This is a genomic window from Pseudoalteromonas sp. OF7H-1 (assembly GCF_022347825.1).
GTDB classification, from domain to species: Bacteria; Pseudomonadota; Gammaproteobacteria; order Enterobacterales; family Alteromonadaceae; genus Pseudoalteromonas; species Pseudoalteromonas maricaloris.
This window is the reverse complement of sequence record NZ_JAKRFX010000001.1, coordinates 11,365-31,725: the sequence shown is the minus strand read 5'-3', so window position 1 is coordinate 31,725 and position 20,361 is coordinate 11,365. Positions and strand designations below refer to the sequence as shown.

The following is a 20,361-nucleotide window of genomic DNA, read 5'->3' as shown; positions in this document are numbered from 1 at the left end:
TTAACATGAAATGAAATTCTAATTACCTTCAGTTATCTTTTAACTAATTTATCGGCAGCAGCATATTGAAACTGAGTAATAATGATAGTCGGCAGTACCAATTACTAACACTGGACAATGGTCTTAGAGTCTTGTTGATCAATGACGATTCAACTGCTAAGTGCGCCGTATCATTAACAGTTAATGTCGGCCACTTCGACGACCCCGAAACGCGTCAAGGGATGGCGCACTTTTTGGAGCATATGCTATTCCTTGGTACGGCAGAGCATCCTGATTCAGGTGGCTTTTCGCAATTTATTAGTCAGTATGGTGGCCAGAGCAATGCGTGGACCGGTACCGAGCACTCGAGCTATTACTTTGATTGCGACGCCGAACAACTAGACGAAGCGTTAGAACGCTTTAGCCAATTTTTTGTGTCTCCACTGCTGAGCGAGAGCGATACTGAAAAAGAGCGTGAAGCCATCGATGCCGAGTTTAAGATGAAAATCAAAGATGATGGCCGTCGCATCTATCAAGTTCATAAAGAAACCATCAATCCTCAGCATCCTTTTGCCAAGTTCTCTGTTGGTACCCGAGACACTCTCGCAGATCGTAATGGTAATATTGCCAGTGAATTACGAGCGTTTTTCAATCAATACTATCAGGCCCAGTGGATGACTTTGGTGATAGCTGCACCACAACCGCTGGCTACACTTGCGACCTTTTGCTCACCTTTTACAAAAATTGTTGGCAGCAAAGCGCAAAAGCCAACGATCCAAGCCCCTATGTACCGAGAGCAAGATCTGCAGCTAGAACTGCAAATAAAGCCTAGAAAACATATGCAAAAACTTATTGTCAGTTTTGCTATGCCCAACCCTACAGATTTATACCGCCATAAAAGTGTGAGCTTTTTAGCACATTTGTTAGGGTATGAAGGTAAAGGCTCACTGTATTCTATCCTCAAGTCACAAGGTTGGATCAATGCACTATCGGCTGGTGGTGGGATCACGGGTAGTAATTTCAGAGATTTTAATATCAGCTTTGCACTTACCGATGAAGGGATTGAATACTATGAAGATATAGTGGAAATGCTGTTCGAGTACATAGCATTAATTAAGCAAAATACCGCCGCACTACCACGCCTTTATCAAGACAAAAGCACTTTACTAGATATCGCGTTCGATAACCAAGAAGTCGGCCGCATGTTAGACTGGGTAAATTCAATCAGCGTTAATATGCACCACTATGAGGAAGAAGATTTTCTCTATGGTGATTATCGCATGGATGGCTTTTCTCAAGAGCAGCACGAAAAACTACTGATGCATTTGTGCCCTACCAATATGCGCCTTGTGCTTATCCACCCTCATGTGGAGGTTAATAAAAAGGCCAAGTGGTACAACACGCCATACAGTGTCTCGCCAATAGCCAAAGATTGGATTGAGTCGCTCTATAATGTGCATATGCCTTTGCCACAAATGTCGTTGCCACTAATTAATCCATACCTCAGCGCAAAAAATCCACTTCATGATGTAGAGAGTGAACAGGATACGCCGATCCGTCTAGCTGATCAGCCTGGATTTGAATTTTGGTTTAAGCAGGATTTGACTTTTAGAGTCACCAAAGGGCATTTTTATCTCGAAATAGATTCCGCCCCATCCGTCACCTGTCACAAGCATATGGCACTCTCTCGCCTGTTTGCCGATCTCTTTATGGATGCGGTCGCTGAGCGTTTTTATAGCGCAGAATTAGCCGGCCTTAGTTATCATATTAATTCCCATCAAGGTGGCTTAACACTGCACACCGCAGGGCTTACTGGTAATCAAATCACCTTGGTTTTAGAGCTAGTCGAGGCACTACTGAATCAACCAATTCATGCAGCTCGCTTTGCGGAATATAAAAAGCAACTTATCCGCCATTGGAAGAATCACAATAAGAATAAGCCTGTTAGCGAACTGTTTAGCCGACTTGGTGCCCATTTGATGCCCTGGAACCCAAGCCCTGAAGACTTAGCCAGCGCACTTAAAAGTGCCAGTTTTAACGAATTTCAACTATTTCGAAAGCAGTTCTTTTCAGCCATTCATGTCAAAGCTTTCATGCATGGCAACTGGCAACTAAAACATGCTGAAAAATTAAAAACATCCGTGCACGGGCTATTTTCAAGTAGCGAAATTTTAGAAGATTTGAAACGTCCCTTAAACGAGTTGACGAAATTAACGGAACAACATATCGAGCGCGAAGGCAGTGATTATGCCTTCATTGAATATTTTCAATCACGTACCGATTCCGTTAAAGAAAAAGTCACCATGATGGCGATTAATAATCTCATTAATCAAGATTATTTTGAGCAATTAAGAACAAAGGAACAACTTGGTTATTTAGTTGGCGCAGGGTATGCGCCATTCAATACACGTGCAGGTATCGCTTTTTATATTCAATCTCCCAACTTTGATAGTGAACACCTACTTGCACGGCACAACCAATTTCTTCATCACTTTGCCAAACAATTGCATCAGCTCGATGAAGTGAGTTGGCAACGTTCGAAAGAAAGCTTGTTGCTACATATATCGGAGCAAGACAAAAATCTAAGACTAAGGGCGCAGCGTTTGTGGATTTCTATTACCAATGACTTTCACCAGTTTGATATGCAACAAAGATTAATCCAAGCTTTGGCCGACTTGGAATTAGAAGACATCCTTACTTATATAGATAAGATGTTAGAGCCAAATGCTCCACGACTGATTTTAAAGTGTAATTAGCGTTTTAGTGTAAGCAAGGAGTGCTTATCAAACTTTTGAATTACTAATAAGACTTTTCTCACCTAGTCCATTAATTTGAGAGCTAATCAAAGTTCAAAAAATACGCAACCATACTCGTTAGAACAATGAATTTCATCTGAAACTTTGTTTCGCTGTTGTGAAAAACCGCAATTAACCTGAATTTCCCCTTAATCAACGTTTTCCTTTTGACTACTACAATGGCTTGATTTAGATTAGAGATTGCAGTTATGAATTACGCATTATATGAGCCTAAAAATAAAAACAATAACAATCAATGCACTACTTTTATCACTGACTCCGCATGTAATTTACGCCAGTGACGCAAGTGTATTAACAGGTGCCCAATTAGCTTGGCTCGTACCATGCGTGATTGCTCTGCTCAGCATTCCCTACTTAGTTTGGTCAAATCACCAACTCAAAAAGTCCACTCTTCAACTTAAGCATTCAGAACAACGATTTAAAAGTACCATTGAAGGCAGTGGCGATACACTATGGGACTGGAATATTCAATCAGGTGAGATTGTTCGGATCAACGATAAATACGGCATGAACTCTGCGAAGCCTGGCAGCGTCATCCCCAACCAGCATAGGATCCATCCACAAGACCTATTAATCGTTGAAAAGCTGATGAGACAGCACTTCGCAGAAAAGACACCATTCTTTGAAGCAAGCTATCGTATTAAAGATGAACTAGGCCAGTATCACTGGGTGTTAGACCGAGGCAAAATTATCGAGAAAGATGCCAACCTTAACCCCCTAAGAATGACAGGTACGGTTCGCGACATTAGTCACTTCAAGAGTACCGAGGAAAGGCTAAATCTGTTTGCAAAATGTGTTGAATCTCTTACTGACGCGATCGCAATTTATGACCGACACTATAATTTGGTCGATCTAAATCCGAGTTACCTTAAATTATTTGGTGGCCAACGAGAACACTATCTAAATAAACATTTTAGCTTACCAGGCTATGACAATAAGTTTGTTGCTCAGGTAAAGGCTCAGCTTAAACAAACAGAGCATTGGCAAGAAGAGCTCAAACTTCGTAATGCGGCAGACGTACTCTTACCAATCGAAATTACGATAGATGAAATTAAAAATAACCACGGTCAGATAAGTAACTATGTGGTTGTTTACTCTGATTTAACTGAGCGTAAAAAAGCAGAGTCTCAACTCCATAATTTATCTAATCGCGATCGTACAACAGGTCTTCCCAATCGCAACTTGTTCTTTACCAATTTACAAAAGTTGTCATTACAAGGCACGCACCACGCTCTACTTGTCTTTGACTTAGATAACTTTAAAAAGATCAACGATTCGCTAGGCCATCAGTTAGGTGATACGCTACTTGCGAAACTGGCAATGCGGCTAAATAAACTAGCTCGCCAACAAGATACCTTCTACCGACTAGGTGGTGACGAATTTGCGCTGGTGATTTCAGGCACCAATGATATTCACACGATTACACGTACAGCAAAACAATTTCTAGCGGCGATTGCGACACCTTTTAAAATTGCTAATCACGAGTTAGTGATCACCTCTTCTGTTGGAATTGTACTGTGCCCTGAAGATGGTAAGTCTCCTGAAAGTCTGCTGAAAAATGCAGATACGGCTATGTATCATGCCAAGCAAAAGGGTAACCATTATTTATTCTTTAATGATTCCATGAACGAGCAAGCGGTTAAGCGTCTGCAAATTGAAAACTTAATGCGCTATGGCCTCAAAGAAGATCACTTTGTTGTCTACTATCAGCCAAAAATGAATATTAAAACCGGTGAACTGGTTGGCATGGAAGCGCTAGTCCGTTTCATTACCCCAAAAAAGGGGGTAATAAGTCCTGGTGTATTCATCCCTATCGCAGAAGAAACCGGACAGATCATCGAAATTGGTGAAGTCGTTTTAGACAAAGCATGCCGTGATGTTAAGCGCTGGATTGATAAAGGACTGTTCAATGGCAGAGTTGCGGTTAATTTATCAGCAAAACAGTTTAGCTTGCCGGATCTAACCACTCGTATCGACATTATCTTGCAAAAAAATCAACTTCCTTCTTATTTTCTTGAGTTAGAAATCACAGAAGGAACGGTGATGGACGATCCAAAAGAAGCAATTTCGATAATGCGCTCACTTAGTGCTAGAGGGATACACTTAGCCATGGATGACTTTGGTACTGGCTATTCGTCACTGGCTTATCTCAAGCAATTTCCGCTAAATACACTCAAGGTCGATAAAGCATTTATCGACGATATGGGTAACGAGCGCGGTAGAAACATGGTTGACTCTATTGTCACTATCGCGCATAACTTAGATCTTCACGTTGTTGCGGAAGGGGTTGAAAATGAAGAACAACTTAATATTTTAGAGCAGCTAAACTGCCAAACAGTTCAAGGCTATTACTATTCAAAACCGCTTTCAAGCAGTGAATTTGAACAATTTTTAAAGCAACACACCCCGAGTGAAAAGCCAAACCTACAGCTGGTGCAATAGTCTAGTTTCATTTGACCTAACCACTTTACGCTTTCCAACTAACTAAATTTGCGCAGCGACGCATCCACGCTCTGCGATAGTGCACTCGAAACAGAATTAACGCCGCGGGGCCTGTTACTACGGCCAAACTTAACCAGCGTTTTCTTGGCATTCCAGTCCATAGAGTTTGAAGATACATTACCATCACACATAAAGCTGAAATTATTCCAAAAGCCACTGATACTCCTCGGTTTTTTAATTCAATAAGAAAACTAAAACATTCTTTATTAGGAAAGAAACATCACATTTCGATACTATTTACTAATGCGGCCGATGAGTCTACACAACGTTTAATATTTAATCAATGAAGAAATTATTGTTGCATATTTTTGTATTATTTAATTTAATAGCGGACTGTTTAGAGGTATAGCATTGCACAAGGGATGTTATGCCGTAACTTTTCCTAATTTGGGAAACAGAGACAAGTGGGAAATTTTTTACGGTCAACTGGCAATGATTTCCTAGCTTAGTCCACTTAGGTTATGAGTGTATTTTTAGCATAATTTGTGAAGCCAACTTAGTCCTTAACTGGAAATTAAAAGTTAGCTTTTCTAATATTGTAGACGACTGAAATTTTAGTGCTTTTACACACTGTACTTATTTTAATCGTCAACTGTGAGTTAAACCGATATAAAACGGTCAGTTATTCAATAATTGTCTGCGTTATAACGCCATAGTATAGACTTTCTGATAGTTTTTACTGATAGACGATTACAGTATTATCACAAGAGCTGCTAAACTTACTCTCATGTAGTATTAACTGTTACTTCAAGGACACGGGCTATGGATCAGAAAAGCGTACATGAATATTTGCAGGCCAAGCCTGCAACCTTTATCACTAAGCCTTTTGCGCAAGACGTAGATGTGTACAAAGTTCAGCATAAAATGTTTGCAACTCTAACTGAGGGGAAAGAGGGGCAAGTAGATGAAAATGGTGAACCTGTTTGGTGGTTAAATGTAAAATGCGACCCTGACGAAGCATTATTGCTTAGAGACAAGTATTCGTCTGTTGTGCCTGGTTATCACATGAATAAGCGTCTTTGGAACACAGTCATCTTAGATGGCACTATTCCAGAAGACGAAATAAAGAAAATGATCGATGATTCTTATCAAATCGTCGTAGATAACCTACCGACCGCACAACGTGAAGAACTTGCTAGCAAAGTCACGCAACGTTAATTAAAACGGCATTTAGGTAGACCTAAATGCCGTTTTACCTTTCTATATCCTCGCATTTAATCTCTCTCTTTAATGTCGATCAACTTGTCTTCAAATCACTCTGGTAGTATACAAAAAGAATAACCAAGCGATAATAGAGTGGCGACATGACGAAAAGGATAGCAGTACTGACAAGTGGCGGCGATGCGCCCGGTATGAACTCAGCGATTAGGGCTATCACGTTAAGTGCCTTGAGATCTGGATTTCAGTGCTTTGGCTTTTTTCATGGTTACAATGGTCTAATTAATCAAGAGTACACCGAGCTAAGTGCGGTTTCCGTCACCGATATCACCCAACTTGGTGGCACAATTCTAAAAAGTGCCCGCTGCCCTGCGATGCTAGAACTCTCTGGCGTGCTGCAAGCAGCAAATGCCCTGAGAAAGCTCCATATTGACGTACTTATTGTGATTGGTGGTGACGGCTCGTTTAGGGGAATGCAGGCGCTGGCAGCTCACTGGCAAGGTCAGCTAATTGGTATTCCCGGTACTATAGATAATGACCTTTCAGGGTGTGACAACACCATTGGTTTCTCCACAGCCATCAATACCGCCACCTCCGCAATAGATAAAATCCGTGATACCGCAAATGCTTTTGAGCGAGTTTTTATCACCGAGGTGATGGGTCGTCATAACGGGCATATTGCTTACCATGTAGGTATTGCGACAGGTGCTGAGGCTATCATTTCATTTGAAAATTGCACGGCAGAGAATACCTCTCAGGTCTTAGCTCATCTCAAAAATGCCATAGAGCAGCAACATCAACACGGTAGCTTTTTGATAATACTGGCCGAAAATTTATGGCCTGGCGGCGCTCAAGCGCTTAAAACAGAGTTAAATAGCAATGCCGATATCAATTGCGCACTTTGCGTGTTAGGGCATATTCAACGCGGTGGGGCACCATCTGTTGAAGATAGAATGCTCGCCACGGAATTAGGGGTAGCGGCTGTGGAAGTGGTCAATGGCAGCATCAAAGCAAACACTAAAGTTGCGACGCCTGTTATGGTAGGAAAAATACATGGTGCTATTGTAATTACTGAAGTCGAGAAAGTGCTGAATATGGATAAACCAGTATCACAGGAATGGGTGCAACGATATCAGCACTACCTCGCCGAGCAATAAATACAGTGAGAGTGAAGCACATATTGATTATTCACTCTCACTATACTTTGTGTAAGCGCTAGCCAAACACGCTAAAAGCAGATTCGTTAAGCCACAGGTGACATAAAATACTCGCGATATAACCAAGCAAAATCACGGGTGCCCATTTTAAGTGCCCCATAAAAGTATAATAGCCTCTAGCTTGCCCCATGAGCGCAACACCTGCCGCCGAGCCAATAGAAAGTAAACTCCCCCCTACCCCAGCCGTAAGCGTGATCAACAACCAATGGCCATGTGACATTTCAGGTTGCATCGACAGCACCGCAAACATCACAGGAATGTTATCGATGACCGCGGAAATAATCCCTAAGAATACGTTGGCATAGGTTGCTGACCATTCACCATATAATATCTCTGACATTAAACTTAAATAACCGAGAAACCCAAGACCACCAACACACATAACAATACCGTAGAAGAATAATAAGGTATCCCACTCAGCGCGTGAAACTTTGCTAAAGACATCAAATGGCACAACGCTTCCTAACTTCTCAAGACGCTCTTGATCCCCTTCTCTTTCCGCCATCGCTCGCTTTCTTGCTAATGACCCCGGTAATGTCATTCTTAGAAAGTAACCAAAAAACTGTAGGTAACCGAGGCCCATCATCATGCCAAGGACCGGTGGTAAATGCAGCAAACTATGTGAGAGCACAGCGGTTGCGACAGTCAGTAGGAACAAAGTTAAAATTCTTAAAGCGCCGCGTTTAAGCTCTACTCTTTCATAAACTGCACTGGGCTTTCTATCCGCCACAAAATAACTCATTACGAGTGCTGGTACGATGTAATTGACCAGTGAAGGAATAAATAGCGCTAAGAATTCGCTGAAATGTACCATACCGGCTTGCCATACCATCAAAGTGGTAATGTCACCAAAGGGACTGAACGCACCGCCTGCATTGGCTGCTATCACGATATTGATACAGCTTAGATTGATAAACTCTTTGTCACCATCAGCCACCTTCATCACCACGGCACACATTAGTAAGGCTGTGGTTAGGTTGTCTGCAATTGGAGAGATAAAAAAGGATAAGAACCCAGTGATCCAAAAGAGATTCTTATAGCTAAAACCCTTTTGGATCATCCACGCTCGTAGTGCATCAAAAAGACGGCGCTCCTCTAGCGCGTTGATATAAGTCATCGCAACGAGCAAGAACAACATCAACTCCGCAAATTCTAACAAGTTGTGCCGAAACGCATGCTCGGTAACATCGGGTTGTCCCTGATTGACGTAATACGCCCCAATCATGAGCCAAATGATGCCTGCCGCCACAAGCACTGGCTTTGATTTTCGCATATGAAGTTTTTCTTCGAGCATTACAAGTGCGTATGCTAAAACGAAGACAACAATACAAACCAAGCCGAGTGTCGAGCTGGTAAGATCTAAGGTGCCTTGAGCCGCCAAGGCTGGTGATGGGATCACGGATATGACCCATGCGCAACAGAATAGCAGTAGTCCATTGATTTTCATTTTTTTGCCTATCGATGAGTGCAGAGGGATGGCATTTCAGCCAAACTCACTTTAGCATAGATAAAAAGTAATCAGCATTGGACTGAAGTCTAAGGCATCCTGTTTACAGTATTACAAACAGGCCCATACATCAGCAGTAGGTATATATGCTTCAACTTTCGCAGCAACAACAAACAGAATTACAGCAAAAATTGAGCAACGAAGGCTTTGCACGGATTGAAAATATTCTAGACGATACAAACGCTCAACATCTACATGAGTGCCTCTGTAACCTAGACTACCAGCTAGCACTGTTTCATAACGGGGCAGCAAAATCAGTCAAAGACAGTGATATTCTTGCCTTAACACCGCAAGAGCAGCAAGCCTTGCTTGAAGATATACATAGCTATGCATCACGTGGTGTTGGTTTTATGTATGGCCGCCACTCCATAGAATCGACGAGCCCTGAGGCTCTGAAAAAGCTCTACAATAACCTCAATAGTAGCGCTGTACAGTCCTGCTTTTCCGCGATATCTGGACAGAACATAATCCGTACTTCTGCCCAAGCAACACGATTTATTGGTGGTCAGTATTTAACTCGACATAATGATATTGTTGAAGCTGAGGGCCGGGTTTATGCCTATGTACTCAGCCTAAGCAAAAGTTGGCACCCTGACTGGGGCGGGCTACTGCAGTTTTTTGAACGTGATGGCACCCCCACTAAAAGTTATGCACCTAAGTTCAATTCACTGGTGGTTTTTGATGTAAGCAAAATTCATTCTGTGACTTACGTAGCACCATTCGCAAAAGCGCCGCGACTTTCTGTAACGGGGTGGTTTAGAACAATAGACACGTAAGCTCAACGCGTGTCTATTGTTCTAGGTGTCTATTTTATTAATATTTTTCGCTTATCTTTTCAATGGTTAAGATCAGCGCAAGGCCTGCGATGGCAAGCGCAATACATGCCAGCGTATTTGGATCTTGACCGTATAGTGTACTATATTGCGCTGGCAAAATATTGGCCTGACTCAATGGCTTTTCGATACCACTGGAATTCACGTAAGTCGTAAGCACTTGTTTCCAAGGCCACAATAAATTAAGCGAGCCAAGTAAAAAACCAGCTAGTAGCGAAAACGTTACTTGTTGATAGTGCGCCAATAGCCAGCTGAGTAGGCGCGAAAACGACATTAACCCCACAATACAACCTAGTAAGAATAGACTCACTAAGCCAAGTTCAAGCTGGTTCACCGCACTGAGTACATGGCCATACATACCCAATAACAGTAGAATAAAGCTCCCTGAGATCCCAGGTAAGATCATCGCGCAAATGGCAATAGCACCTGAGATAAAAAACATCCAATGAGATGCTTGTGCTTCAGCTGGTGAAAGGGAAGTAATAGCAAAGGCCACGACAGCACCAACTGCGCAGGCAATAATATTTTGGCCGTTCCAATGAGAGACCTGTTTTGCAACATAAATAAAAGAAGCGACGATAAGACCAAAGAAAAATGACCATACCAATGTTTGATGTGCTTCCAATAAATAAGTGATCACCTTCGCCAAAGACGCTGCACTGATGAGCAAACCAGAAAATACCGCCAGTAAAAAGCTACCATCAATGTACTGCCACGTTGCTTTTAGGCCGTCACGGCGTAATGTGCTCAAAGCCTGTAAGTTCACACTTTTGATGGCATTTAAAAAGCGTGCATAGATGCCGGTAATAAAAGCGATAGTACCGCCAGAAACGCCTGGAACAACATCCGCAGCCCCCATTCCGGCCCCTTTTAAAAACATAAAGAGATAGTCTCGTTTGCTATCTTTATACTGCACAAATTTCTCCTTTCATTTCCACTGCCGAGCAGTTTAACTTAAAACGCTAAAAAATAGCGACAGCTAAAGCTTTCGCTTAACTGGTCGATAACCAATTATGATATTTTACGCGCTTGTACCATGATCATCAGAACGCTTTTATTACTTGTTACCGCTTTACCCGCGACGACTTTTGCAGCAGAACATATTGATGCAGCACCACTTGGTTCTCTTTATCAGCAAGACGCTAATCGTTTCTACGAGCCATCGCAGCTGATAAAGCTGGAAAGCGAAAACGAAAGCTTTTATGTATTTCATCAAGAATATATGGCAGCTGCTCGTGAAGGCATCGTGATCTTATTACCAGACATGCAAACTCCGCCTCTCAATAACAGCGGCATAAGCTTTCTTGCAAAACGCTTAAGCGATGATGGCTACGACACCTATACCCTTACTCCGCCGGACCTTTCTTATGCACCGAGGCTGCTAGAGCAAGACATCGCGCTCCCCGATGCTGAAAAACCGGCTCAGCAACCGCTTGCACCCATTTCAGAATCTAATCTCGACGAATATAAAATGGCCTTGATCAGCCGCTTTGAGGTGCTTTATAACACCCTGTCCATGACTCAAACAGAAAAGTTGGTGGTTGTCGCATTTGGTAATAGCGCAGGTTTATTTGGAGAGCACTTAGCCACCCTGCCCAATCTACGTATCGATGCCTTTGCCGTTGTTAGCCCACAACTACCTAATGCAACGCGGCAAAAGCACTTGGCATCCAACCTTTCTTTGGTAAGCCCAGCTTTACTGGATGTTTACTACAGTTTTGACAACCCTATTGTGGTCGACAATACGCCGGACAGAGCCCGCTGGGCGAGAAAAAACAGTAAATTTGATTATCGCCAACGGGAGCTTTTTGGAGAAAAAACCGATCCACTCCAACATCAAAGGCTCAGAAAGGAATTACTCGGTTTTTTACGCGTCTTATAGTGTTTCAAGTTAGCTCTTTTTTAAATATTCATAGGCAGACTGAATATCTTGGCTTTTGCGCTTTGCCACTTCCATCATATGCTTAGGTAATCCCTGAGACACCAATTTGTCAGGGTGATGCTGCGACATCAGTTTGCGGTAAGCTTTTTTGATTTCACGCTCATTCGCCCCTTCACTCAATCCCAGTACAGCCAATGCTTTAGCACGGTTTAAACCGTTATCTTGTGGTGCTGGTTGACGGCCGCCCTGTTGCTGGTGTTGATGTTGCGATCTCCCCGACGCCTGAGAGCGACGAAACTCAAATTCTGCTTGGTAGCGCTTTAGCAGGAACAAAAAGTGGGTTTCTGCGAAACCTAAATACTTGCTCACCTGTTTAAGTAAGGCCTTCTCCGCATCAGACACATGACCATCACAAAATGCCATTTGAATTTGAATCTCTAAAAACAGCTGCCTCAAGTCATAGCGTCTAGCAAAAGCTTCTTTAAAATCGGTAACCGCTTCTTTTATCGAAAAGTCGCTGCTTTTTCCCGCAGTAAACGCATGTTGCGCTTCTTTTCGCTCTTCACCCTGCAAGCCCATTTCGCTCATAAACGCAGACGCAGCTTGAATGTGGATTTCACTGACTCGGCCATTAGACTTGGCGATATGTCCCATCACAGAAAAACAGCTGGAAAAGAACAAGGCTTGGCGCTCATGCAGATCTTCACCTTTCATGAAACCTTGAAAGCCACCGACTTTATCAAAATCCTGACGCAAACTTTTATCAAATAAATGGCCGAGATAAAAACCTAAAATAGCGCCTAACCAACGACCAAATAAAAAGCCGAAAATTGTGCCTAATAATTTACCCCACATCGCTATACCCTAACTCTTCGTTGATCATTTTTAGTCGCTCTGGCGTGCCAATGTCGTCCCATGCGCCCAAATATAGTTCAGTAGAAACTTTATGCTGCTCAAGCCCACTGCGCAGCAACGGCCCTAGTTTTATAAAGCCAGCCCCAAGCTCGGCAAAAAAACTTTGGTGATATTTGCCAATGCCAGACAAGGTATACTTTTGCTGATTGAGCGGCTGATGGGCAAGGCAAAAATCGCCTTCAGGATTATGTTCGGGATTTTCTACCAACACAATGTGCGCCTCGCAATGACCCTCTGCTGTGCTACCGAGCTGTAACTGCATTAGACTGCTGACATCATAGTCAGTAAAAATATCGCCATTGAGTACAATAAAGCTATCATTCTGTTCACATAACATCGGCAATGCTTGAATTATTCCACCTGCAGTTTCTAACCCACCTTCAGGCTCATCGCTGTACTCAATATTGACACCGAAGTGAATGCCATTGCCGAAATAGTCTTTTATCACCTGACCTTGCCATGCAAGATTTATCACAATATCGCAGATCCCAGCCGCTTTTAAACGCTCGATATGATGCTCAAGTAGTGGTTTTCCTGCGACGTTAAGCATAGGTTTTGGTTGGTTCGCGGTCAGTGGCATCATGCGTTTACCACGACCAGCAGATAAAATTATCGCTTTCATTGTTACTTCTATTTAGTGCCTAATTTGGCCTGCGCTTGAGGCATTATGTCATTCTCCAGCCAGCTTGCAAGCCACTGAAATTCTTTATACTTATTCGCCACTTCAACAAGATAGCGTAAGGTTGGCAAAATATTTTCTAAGTACCCGCCTTTGCCGTCTCGCTGCAATAGGCGAGTAAAAATCCCGGCAGCTTTAAGGTGCCTTTGCATCCCCGTTAAGTCAAAGTAATGTTGGTAGGAGCTAAAATCCATATCGCCTAATAAATTTGCCGCTTTTAAGCAATCAAAGCTATGTTGCTGAAGCTCGGTAAACTCATGTGCATCAAGGCGAGTATAACAATCCCGCAACAGCGAAACCACATCATAAGTGACAGGTCCTTGTACCGCATCCTGATAATCAATGAGATACCACTGAGACTGATGACATATCAGGTTGCGACTATGAAAATCTCGATGCATCGTAACCTGCGGCTGGCGAGTCATCGCATCGACGAGCTTCAACTTCACATTATGCCACTGCACTTGTTGATATTCGGTGGGTGTTAAACCAAGCCATTTTGCTACAAGCCACTCGTAAAAGATATTAAGTTCCATATCAACGAAATCAGCATCATAGGGCTTCATCCATTCACTCTTTGGTGTTTTGGCTATTTCTGGAATAAGCGCTATCAACGCACGATAGTCCTCTAGCCGAGAAGGCAATGCCAATCTATCGGCCAAATGCTCAGAACCCAAATCTTGTAACAGTAACAGCCCTTGCTCTTCATTACTCTCAAGGATTTGTGGCACATTGAGGCCTTGCTCTGCAAACACCGTATTTAAACCAATAAAAGGGGCATTATCGAGTTTATCGACTGGTGTCTCCATCAAGATCCACGACATCGTTTGTCGCTTGACGCGATAATAACGGCGGAAACTGGCATCCGAGGTGATAGCCTCACACGTAAAATCGTCGCTATGTATTGCTTGCTGTATAAACTCAACGCGCTGGTTTTGACTATTCATGGATTTACTATTACACCTTCTACTTGTAAATATTTAAATGCTACTGTATTTCCGACAGTTTTCATTTATCATGATGAGCTTATTATTAAATGCTCAGCTAATAGGTTATTAAATGCGCAAAATTTGGGGCTTGGCTGTATTATCCGCGATTCATTCTACAGCTTTTGCTAATACGAACATTGTCGCCGCACAATGTAAAGACTATATGCAGCCAGAAAACTGGAAGCCGTTAGCCTCGCTGCCCAAACATGCCATTGATATCGTTGCCGATGACTTAGAACTACAAGGTACTGATAGCGCTGAATTTTCGGGTAATGTGGTGATTAACACTGAAACCATGAGCTTAGAAGCTAGACGTGCGCTAATCGATAAAAAAGAAGGCCTGCTCAGCGCTTCTGGACCACTACTCTATCGTGACCAATTTACCAAAGTTCACAGTAATGGGCTATTCGCTGATTTAAATGCTAACACCGTGAGCTTGCTTGGTGCTGAATATGAATTAACAGACCAGCAGGGCCGCGGTGGTGCAGAGAAATTGCATGCCTCTGGCAGCAAAATTTCACTCGACAACTCGAGCTTTACCACGTGTCCTGCTGATGACCCATTTTGGAGTATCGAAGCGAGCAGCATTGTACTTTCTCGAGAAGACGGTTGGGGTGAGACCTATAATACGGTGTTCAAAATTATGGACACGCCCATTATCTATTTACCCTATTTTACGTTTCCAATCGACGATAGACGAAAATCAGGCCTGCTGACGCCGACAATTTCCAGCTCAAATAAGTTTGGTTTAGAGCTGATCACCCCTTATTATCTCAACCTAGCCCCCAACTACGACGCGACCTTAACGCCAAGATACATGGCTAATAAAGGATTTCAGCTTATTACCGAGTTCAGATATTTAACTGAACAACATCAAGGTAAAATTGGCGTGGAATATCTCAGTAAGGATGATTCCGAGCCGCAGCTAGACGATCGCTATCTTGTGCATTGGCAACAAAAAAGCTATTTAAGTGATAAATGGCGCGCATTTGTTGATGTCACAAATGTCAGTGACGATAACTACCTCACTGACTTAACATCCGAATACGCCAATGAAACCGACACTCAATTGTACCGTACTGGCAGCTTGAGTTATCTAGGCGACGATTGGCTGGTTGACTTAAAACTGCAAGATTTTGAAGTGTTGGGTGATCACAGAGAATCCTACACTGCACTACCGCAAATTAGCTTCCGTACACGTGACAGTTATGAACTTGTTGGTCTTGATTGGGACTTTGAGGGTGAATTTGCCTATTTTCAAAATGATGCTCTACCAATCTCAGAGGCGTCGCGATTACACCTAGAACCTCGCGTGTCTTTTTCACGTAGCGACTACGCTTGGTCATTTACTTCGGAAGCACGCCTACTTCACACGCGTTATGAACAAAATATAGATGTGCCTGATACAGAGTATGAGGAGTCTGTCACGCGTACATTGCCAAGTTTACGGGTACATGGACAACTGAATTTTGAACGCAGTACCGAGTTCTTTTTTGAACAAGGCACACAAACACTTGAGCCACAAATTCAGTACCTTTACACACCACACAGAGAGCAAAGCCAAATTGGCTGGTACGACACGGCTAAATTACAAGATGACTTTATTGGTCTGTTTAGAGCACGCCGTTACTCAGGTTATGACCGTATTGCAGAAGCCAATCAATTCACCGTGGGTGCAACTACGCGTGTATTCGATAGCAGTAATGTCGAACGCTTTAACTTCAGTGCAGGTCAGATCATTTATCTTGAGTCATCTGTAAAGCCTTCTGAACAGCTATTTACTGATGATACCAACTATAATGCACTATTTGCCGCTGAATCCATGTTACATTGGCATAAGCGCTGGTACCTCTCAGGTGGGGTGCAATACGATGTGGATAGCAAAGAGTTAGTGCAGTCTCACTTTACCTTGGACTATAAAGGAGACGACAAGCAGTTAGTGCAATTGAACCATCGTTATGTTAATGATGTCTCAGACTATGAAATTGACCAAGTCGGTCTCTTTACAAGTTTACCAATTGACGATAACTGGCAATTTGTAGCAAGCTATCACCGAGATATGACGGCAAATAGAAGTGTTGAATCCTTTGTTGGTGTTCAATACCAGTCTTGTTGTTGGGCTATTCAGGTGACTGCGAATCGTCAAATTGAAACAAACTTAAACCAAACACTTACAAATGATGAAGCAGTGTTTGATTCTGGCTTCAGCCTGAAATTTGTCCTTACAGGGCTTGGAAGCCAAAGCAGTGGTGATGCGAGTAAACTCCTTCAACAGGGTATTTTTGGTTACCGTAGACCGTATTTTTTGAATAAATAGAATTTAGAAAGCCGTATGAATTTAAAAAAGTTGTTATTAGTGGCCTCATTAAGTGCAGGCCTGTTTACTCAAGCACATGCTGAGCGTGTAAAGCTAGATACTGTTGTTGCCACGGTTAATGATGGTGTAATTTTACAAAGCGAAGTCGATCAAATAATAAATCGTGTTAAAGAACAGGCTGAGCAGCAAGGCACAGAGCTTCCTAGCGATAAAACATTACGCTTACAAGCCATCGATAAACTCATTGAGCAATCTTTAATGTTGCAACTGGGTGATCGCATGGGTATGCAAATTTCCGATGCTCAATTAGACCAGACCATTGCAAATATTGCCCAAGATCAAGGCGGTACTATCGCTGACCTACGTCGCTCAGTTGAAGCGAGTGGCGAAAGCTTTCAGGCATATCGAGAAGAGATCCGTAAAGAAATAACCACAAGCCAAGTGCGCCGTGCCAGTGTTGACCGCCGTATTTATATTAGCCCTCAAGAAGTGACTAACCTGCAAAAAATCTTGAGTGAGCAAACGGGTAACTCGGAAGAATATGATATTGGCCATATCTTGATTAAGATCCCAAATAAAGCAACGCCAGAAGAAATTGAAGACGCTCGTGAGCGCGCTGATAACGTGATTAAGTTTTTGAACGAAGGTAAAGAGTTCAAGCGCATCGCAATTGCCTCTTCGAGCGGCTCAAAAGCACTAGATGGTGGTCAATTAGGCTGGATGGGCATTAACGAAATGCCAACCTTGTTCGCTGAGGCCATTAAAGGTGCGAAAAAAGACGACATCGTTGGTCCACTGCGCTCAGGTGCAGGTTTCCACATTCTAAAAGTACAAGATATTCGTGGTCGTGAAGTCGTTGAAACCGTTGAGGTACGTTCACGTCATATCTTAATCAAACCGTCTATTATCCTAAGTGAAGAAAAAGCACGCTCAATGCTAACAGGTTTTGTAAAAGACTTGCGCGCAGGTACCGCTGACTTTGCGACGCTAGCTAAAGAATATTCTGAAGATCCGGGCTCTGCACTTAAAGGCGGTGAGTACGATTGGACGGATCCAACTACATACGTACCAGCGTTTAGAGACACTCTGTTGTCGCTAGAAAAAGATCAGATCAGTGAACCATTTAGAAGTACATTTGGCTGGCACATTGTACAACTGCTAGATAAACGCGTGGCCGATAAAACAGAACAAGCCAAGTTAAATCGCGCACACCGTCTGCTGTTTAACCGTAAATTTAAAGAAGAAAGCTTTAAATGGATTAAAGAAATGCGTGACCAAGCGCATATTGAAATTATCGAAGCGGAATAACGGCTATGACACTCAGAATCGCAATTACACCGGGTGAGCCTGCAGGTATTGGCCCAGATCTTGTTATCAAACTGGCTCAGCATGCATGGCCTGCTCAGTTGGTTGCGGTGGCTGATAAAAGTATTTTAGAAAAACGCGCCAAAGAACTTGGTGAGCAAATCAAGTTATTGCCGTTTGACAGCGATGCTGCGCCTGAAGCGGCACCTGCTGGTGCTATTTACTACCTTCAAGTAGACAAAGGTGCTGAAGTGGTCGCAGGTCAATTAGATGAAGCCAATGGCCATTATGTGCTCGAAACCTTGCGCATTGCCTCTGAAAAGAATATGGATGGGACATTCGCAGCGGTAGTCACGGGTCCTGTTCATAAAGGTATTATTAACCAAGCTGGGATCTCGTTTAGCGGCCATACTGAGTACTTTGCACAGCAGTCTGATACCGCTGATGTCGTTATGCTACTCGCAACCGAAGGGCTGCGTGTAGCGCTAGTTACTACGCATATCCCACTGGCGTATGTATCAAAGGCGATTACGCCTGAGCGTCTCAGCAAAGTCATTCATATTTTACATCACGACCTACAAACCAAGTTTGGTATTGAACAACCAAGAGTATTAGTTTGTGGATTAAATCCGCATGCTGGGGAAAGTGGCCACCTTGGTCGTGAAGAAATAGAAACCATTGAACCAACACTGGAAATGCTGAATAAACAAGGCATGAACTTGGTTGGACCGCTGCCAGCTGACACCCTTTTCCAAGCTAAATATTTAGATAATGCTGATGCTGTGCTCGCAATGTATCACGATCAAGGCTTACCTGTGTTAAAATATAAAGGTTTTGGAAACTCAGTAAACATTACCCTAGGATTACCCTTTGTTCGCACATCGGTTGATCACGGTACAGCGCTTGATTTAGCTGGCTCTGGTGATGTTGAAGTGGGTAGTTTTGAATTAGCGATCCGCGAAGCAATTAAGCTCGCAACCAAAAAAGCACAGAATGCATGACAGATAAAGTACATCTCGGACACAGAGCGCGTAAACGCTTTGGTCAAAACTTCTTAAATGACAACAATATTATCGACAAGATAGTAACTGCCATCGACCCAAAACCTGAAGACAATCTGGTTGAAATTGGTCCTGGTTTAGGTGCTATCACTGAGCCTGTTTGTGATTTAAGTGGTCACCTAACCGTTGTAGAACTCGATAAAGATCTTGCCGAGCGCTTGATCCATCATCCATTCTTGGGACCTAAATTAACGGTTCACCAAGGTGACGCGATGAAGTTTGACTTCTCTTCTTTAATCAAAGAAGGGGAAAAACTGAAGATCTTTGGTAACTTACCTTACAACGTATCAACCCCTTTGCTATTTCACTTATTTGAATTTGCCGATCAGGTCGAGCATATGCACTTTATGCTGCAAAAAGAAGTGGTTAACCGTATGGTTGCAGGCCCTGGCAGCAAGGCCTTTGGTCGCTTGAGTGTAATGACGCAGTACTATTGTCACGCTATTCCCGTGATTGAAGTACCACCACATTGCTTTAAACCGGCACCAAAAGTTGACTCAGCAGTTGTTCGATTGATCCCAAAAGATCCTTCACAACGTACAGCCAAAAGCACTAAACTTTTGAATACTGTTTGCTTAGAAGCGTTCAACCAACGTCGTAAGACACTAAGAAATAGCTTATCGAACCTGTTAACCGAAGAGCAGCTGCGAAACTTAGGTATTGACCCTACGCTTCGTGCTGAAAACCTGTCGCTTAACCAGTTTATTGAAATTGCAAATTGGATATATGACAACTCAAACTAATATTGGCTCACCGATTAAAGTATCGGTAGAGACCTTTTACGTTGAAGCGCAATCACAGCCTGAAAAGGACAAATATGTGTTTGCCTACACCATTACCATCAAAAACCATAGCTTATGTAACGCTAAGCTACATAGTCGTTATTGGCTCATTACCGATGCTAATGGCAAAGAGACCGAAGTAGAAGGTGATGGTGTTGTCGGTGAGCAGCCCACCATTCGTCCTGGCGAAAGCTATCAGTACACCAGCGGCGCGGTGCTCGATACCCCAGTTGGTACGATGGAAGGGTATTATTTAATGCGTAATGAGTTTGGCACCGAGTTTAAAGCGCCAATCAATGTATTTAGACTCTCCTGTCCAAATATTTTGCATTGATACCGTTTTTATTTTGCGGAAGCGGGTTTACCCCGCGTTCCTCATATGTGCTAGACATCAGAATAAAAACATTGAGTTATAAAAA

General features: G+C 42.9%; 17 protein-coding genes. 11 read left to right on the top strand and 6 right to left on the bottom strand.

The window, feature by feature from the left end:
• Positions 1-65 precede the first annotated feature (65 nt).
• On the top strand, positions 66-2,735 hold the full coding sequence (locus tag MHN30_RS00130; protein ID WP_239356791.1) for an insulinase family protein: 2,670 nt from the start codon (positions 66-68) through the stop codon (positions 2,733-2,735).
• A 264-nt stretch (positions 2,736-2,999) separates the two neighbouring features.
• Entirely contained in the window at positions 3,000-5,237 is a 2,238-nt protein-coding gene (locus MHN30_RS00125) for a bifunctional diguanylate cyclase/phosphodiesterase (RefSeq protein WP_239356789.1), read from the top strand.
• Between the two features lie 25 nt (positions 5,238-5,262).
• On the opposite strand, the gene MHN30_RS00120 is transcribed toward MHN30_RS00125, so the two are convergent.
• Complete coding sequence (locus tag MHN30_RS00120) at positions 5,263-5,454, bottom strand: hypothetical protein (RefSeq protein WP_130163497.1); 192 nt, start codon at positions 5,452-5,454, stop codon at positions 5,263-5,265.
• A 605-nt stretch (positions 5,455-6,059) separates the two neighbouring features.
• Between MHN30_RS00120 and MHN30_RS00115 the strand changes: the two genes are divergently transcribed.
• Together MHN30_RS00115 and MHN30_RS00110 are read left to right on the top strand one after the other, a co-directional pair.
• Positions 6,060-6,455 carry an MmcQ/YjbR family DNA-binding protein gene (locus MHN30_RS00115; protein ID WP_010374742.1) on the top strand — a complete coding sequence of 132 codons (396 nt, stop codon included), beginning with the start codon at positions 6,060-6,062 and terminating at the stop codon, positions 6,453-6,455.
• 146 nt (positions 6,456-6,601) lie between these two features.
• Entirely contained in the window at positions 6,602-7,612 is a 1,011-nt protein-coding gene (locus tag MHN30_RS00110; protein WP_130163496.1) for an ATP-dependent 6-phosphofructokinase, read from the top strand.
• Positions 7,613-7,670: 58 nt separating this feature from the next.
• Here MHN30_RS00110 and nhaD read toward each other — a convergent pair whose 3' ends face one another.
• Positions 7,671-9,119 (bottom strand): sodium:proton antiporter NhaD, encoded by a 1,449-nt coding sequence (gene nhaD / locus MHN30_RS00105; protein WP_045987740.1) that lies wholly within the window; start codon positions 9,117-9,119, stop codon positions 7,671-7,673.
• A gap of 146 nt (positions 9,120-9,265) precedes the next feature.
• Between nhaD and MHN30_RS00100 the strand changes: the two genes are divergently transcribed.
• A complete protein-coding gene (locus MHN30_RS00100) occupies positions 9,266-9,955 on the top strand; it encodes a 2OG-Fe(II) oxygenase family protein (protein WP_193522049.1) in 690 nt (229 codons plus the stop codon).
• Between the two features lie 37 nt (positions 9,956-9,992).
• Here the strand turns inward: MHN30_RS00100 and MHN30_RS00095 are convergent, their stop codons facing one another.
• Entirely contained in the window at positions 9,993-10,928 is a 936-nt protein-coding gene (locus tag MHN30_RS00095; RefSeq protein WP_039493885.1) for a DUF368 domain-containing protein, read from the bottom strand.
• A gap of 120 nt (positions 10,929-11,048) precedes the next feature.
• On the opposite strand from MHN30_RS00095, the gene MHN30_RS00090 reads away from it, so the two are divergent.
• Entirely contained in the window at positions 11,049-11,894 is an 846-nt protein-coding gene (locus tag MHN30_RS00090) for a DUF3530 family protein (protein ID WP_239356785.1), read from the top strand.
• Positions 11,895-11,903: 9 nt separating this feature from the next.
• On the opposite strand, the gene djlA is transcribed toward MHN30_RS00090, so the two are convergent.
• The 3 genes from djlA to MHN30_RS00075 are packed head-to-tail and all read right to left on the bottom strand — an operon-like array spanning position 11,904 to position 14,435.
• Positions 11,904-12,749 carry a co-chaperone DjlA gene (gene djlA / locus MHN30_RS00085; RefSeq protein WP_069023565.1) on the bottom strand — a complete coding sequence of 282 codons (846 nt, stop codon included), beginning with the start codon at positions 12,747-12,749 and terminating at the stop codon, positions 11,904-11,906.
• Complete coding sequence (murU, locus tag MHN30_RS00080; RefSeq protein ID WP_239356783.1) at positions 12,739-13,431, bottom strand: N-acetylmuramate alpha-1-phosphate uridylyltransferase MurU; 693 nt, start codon at positions 13,429-13,431, stop codon at positions 12,739-12,741. The genes djlA and murU overlap by 11 nt, the downstream gene beginning before the upstream one ends.
• 8 nt (positions 13,432-13,439) lie before the next feature.
• Positions 13,440-14,435, bottom strand: coding sequence for a phosphotransferase (locus MHN30_RS00075; RefSeq protein ID WP_239356780.1), 996 nt, complete (start codon positions 14,433-14,435; stop codon positions 13,440-13,442).
• A gap of 112 nt (positions 14,436-14,547) precedes the next feature.
• Here MHN30_RS00075 and lptD point away from each other — a divergent pair, with 112 nt between their 5' ends.
• From lptD to apaG, 5 genes are read left to right on the top strand one after another with little or no spacing between them, the layout of a single operon-like run.
• Complete coding sequence (gene lptD, locus MHN30_RS00070) at positions 14,548-16,794, top strand: LPS assembly protein LptD (protein WP_010374728.1); 2,247 nt, start codon at positions 14,548-14,550, stop codon at positions 16,792-16,794.
• 15 nt (positions 16,795-16,809) lie between these two features.
• On the top strand, positions 16,810-18,102 hold the full coding sequence (gene surA, locus MHN30_RS00065; RefSeq protein ID WP_099030509.1) for a peptidylprolyl isomerase SurA: 1,293 nt from the start codon (positions 16,810-16,812) through the stop codon (positions 18,100-18,102).
• A gap of 5 nt (positions 18,103-18,107) precedes the next feature.
• Complete coding sequence (gene pdxA / locus MHN30_RS00060; protein WP_010374725.1) at positions 18,108-19,100, top strand: 4-hydroxythreonine-4-phosphate dehydrogenase PdxA; 993 nt, start codon at positions 18,108-18,110, stop codon at positions 19,098-19,100.
• Entirely contained in the window at positions 19,097-19,903 is an 807-nt protein-coding gene (gene rsmA / locus MHN30_RS00055; protein ID WP_010606006.1) for a 16S rRNA (adenine(1518)-N(6)/adenine(1519)-N(6))-dimethyltransferase RsmA, read from the top strand. Before pdxA ends, rsmA begins: the two co-directional genes overlap by 4 nt.
• The gene (gene apaG, locus MHN30_RS00050; RefSeq protein ID WP_010374721.1) at positions 19,887-20,276 is read left to right on the top strand and encodes a Co2+/Mg2+ efflux protein ApaG; all 390 of its coding nucleotides are present in this window, start codon (positions 19,887-19,889) and stop codon (positions 20,274-20,276) included. The genes rsmA and apaG overlap by 17 nt, the downstream gene beginning before the upstream one ends.
• The last annotated feature ends 85 nt before the right edge of the window (positions 20,277-20,361 follow it).

Coding starts and splice junctions, on each gene's coding strand:
- MHN30_RS00110 (WP_130163496.1), top strand. CDS start 6,602: ATGACGAAAAGGATAGCAGTACTGACAAGTGGCGGCGATGCGCCCGGT.
- pdxA (WP_010374725.1), top strand. CDS start 18,108: ATGACACTCAGAATCGCAATTACACCGGGTGAGCCTGCAGGTATTGGC.
- MHN30_RS00100 (WP_193522049.1), top strand. CDS start 9,266: ATGCTTCAACTTTCGCAGCAACAACAAACAGAATTACAGCAAAAATTG.
- rsmA (WP_010606006.1), top strand. CDS start 19,097: ATGACAGATAAAGTACATCTCGGACACAGAGCGCGTAAACGCTTTGGT.
- surA (WP_099030509.1), top strand. CDS start 16,810: ATGAATTTAAAAAAGTTGTTATTAGTGGCCTCATTAAGTGCAGGCCTG.
- djlA (WP_069023565.1), bottom strand. CDS start 12,749: ATGTGGGGTAAATTATTAGGCACAATTTTCGGCTTTTTATTTGGTCGT.
- MHN30_RS00125 (WP_239356789.1), top strand. CDS start 3,000: ATGAGCCTAAAAATAAAAACAATAACAATCAATGCACTACTTTTATCA.
- murU (WP_239356783.1), bottom strand. CDS start 13,431: ATGAAAGCGATAATTTTATCTGCTGGTCGTGGTAAACGCATGATGCCA.
- MHN30_RS00090 (WP_239356785.1), top strand. CDS start 11,049: ATGATCATCAGAACGCTTTTATTACTTGTTACCGCTTTACCCGCGACG.
- MHN30_RS00075 (WP_239356780.1), bottom strand. CDS start 14,435: ATGAATAGTCAAAACCAGCGCGTTGAGTTTATACAGCAAGCAATACAT.
- apaG (WP_010374721.1), top strand. CDS start 19,887: ATGACAACTCAAACTAATATTGGCTCACCGATTAAAGTATCGGTAGAG.
- nhaD (WP_045987740.1), bottom strand. CDS start 9,119: ATGAAAATCAATGGACTACTGCTATTCTGTTGCGCATGGGTCATATCC.
- lptD (WP_010374728.1), top strand. CDS start 14,548: ATGCGCAAAATTTGGGGCTTGGCTGTATTATCCGCGATTCATTCTACA.
- MHN30_RS00115 (WP_010374742.1), top strand. CDS start 6,060: ATGGATCAGAAAAGCGTACATGAATATTTGCAGGCCAAGCCTGCAACC.